This is a genomic window from Vibrio cincinnatiensis (assembly GCF_022113815.1).
Taxonomy (GTDB): Bacteria; Pseudomonadota; Gammaproteobacteria; order Enterobacterales; family Vibrionaceae; genus Vibrio; species Vibrio cincinnatiensis_A.
In genome coordinates this window covers 1-1,323 of record NZ_SGOM01000057.1, presented here as the reverse complement: position 1 = coordinate 1,323, position 1,323 = coordinate 1, and the positions used below count along the sequence as shown (strand labels likewise).

Sequence of the window (1,323 nt, the reverse complement as noted above, 5' to 3'; positions counted from 1 at the left end):
CACGGAAAAATCATGAACATTCCCGTAAATAAAGGCTTCCCAATACCTTCAAAAGATACTCTGGATCCATCGCGCACATCGCTCTTTTATGTTTAATGCTCGCTTTCAGTGTCGTTTCACTTTTTAGCATATTTAAGCACATCTGTCTGATCCTTGCGAAATTCTCTGCTCGTTCTTCCGCTCTCTTACGGCAAGCATCTTCACCAAATTCAGTATCTAACATCCAATGCATCGACTCGACTAACCAGTGTGAGCGTGAAGCATTTAACAATTCTTTAGCACTGAGCGCTTTCGAACTAATATAATATCGAACCGTTACTTCTGACTCTTGAGCCACTGCTGATTCTTGACGAATGGAGACCACAATTCCCATCGTTTTGAGCCCTGGCCAATCAAATTCAAGATCGCCCAAAACTCTTAAATCTTCATTCACTAATGCCAATCGTGTTTCCTGGCGACCACGCGATTTTTCCTGAGTACTGTAAGAATCACCATCATGCTTTTGCAGCATACTCATATCAAAATAGTTATCAAAAGCTTCCTCTAGTCGGCCTTGATTTCCCTTCACTGACAACAAATAATCAGCATTCTTTTCAAGGATCTTTTGCGCGATTTTCTTTTGGCAACCCATCGCATCAATCGTCACTAAACAACCTGATATATCAAGCAGTTGAAGCAACTCAGGGATAGCGGTTATCTCATTGGACTTCTCGTAAACTTTATGTTGCCCAAGGCACACGCCATTCTCTGTAGCAAACGCATTAACCATATGAATAGCACCAAGACCACGAGAATCATCGTAAGACCCTCGAATGGTTTTACCGTCTATGGCTATCACCTCACCGTCAGTGAGTTCACAGCATGATTTCATCCATTCGATAAAACACTTTTGTAACTGTGTCGCACTAATCATTCCCATCACTCTGGCTATGGTTATTGCAGAGGGGACACCATGGCTAAAATCACCAAAGCGTTTGAGAAAATCTAACCACCTTGTGCCGTAAAGATGAATGGCTTTCCAATCATCCTGACCGGAAAGTACTGCACAGATTGTTAACAAAATGATATCCGTTAACTTGTGTTCGACTTTACCTTGTTGGCGATAATCTGGAATGACATCGAAATGCATAAATGGGTGCTGGTTACTCATCGTTTGACCTCCAATTTGTCTATGGAGGTATTAGAAAACACTGAAAATGATCGTCAAATTGATCACCGGCTAATTGTTTGTTGTGTGATACTGTTATCCATCAAAACAAGAAAACTGTGAGTTATCTATATCACAAACCCTTTAAACATAGGCATGTTCATGATTTTTCCCTG

1 protein-coding gene is annotated in these 1,323 nt (G+C 41.0%); it reads right to left on the bottom strand.

Annotated elements, in window-relative coordinates; genetic code table 11:
• Positions 1-10 precede the first annotated feature (10 nt).
• A complete protein-coding gene (locus tag EXA13_RS16545) occupies positions 11-1,150 on the bottom strand; it encodes an ISAs1 family transposase (protein ID WP_238134089.1) in 1,140 nt (379 codons plus the stop codon).
• Positions 1,151-1,323 lie beyond the last annotated feature (173 nt).

Bases quoted from the DNA above. Each gene is read 5' to 3' on its own strand.
- EXA13_RS16545 (WP_238134089.1), bottom strand. From the start codon at position 1,150: ATGAGTAACCAGCACCCATTTATGCATTTCGATGTCATTCCAGATTAT.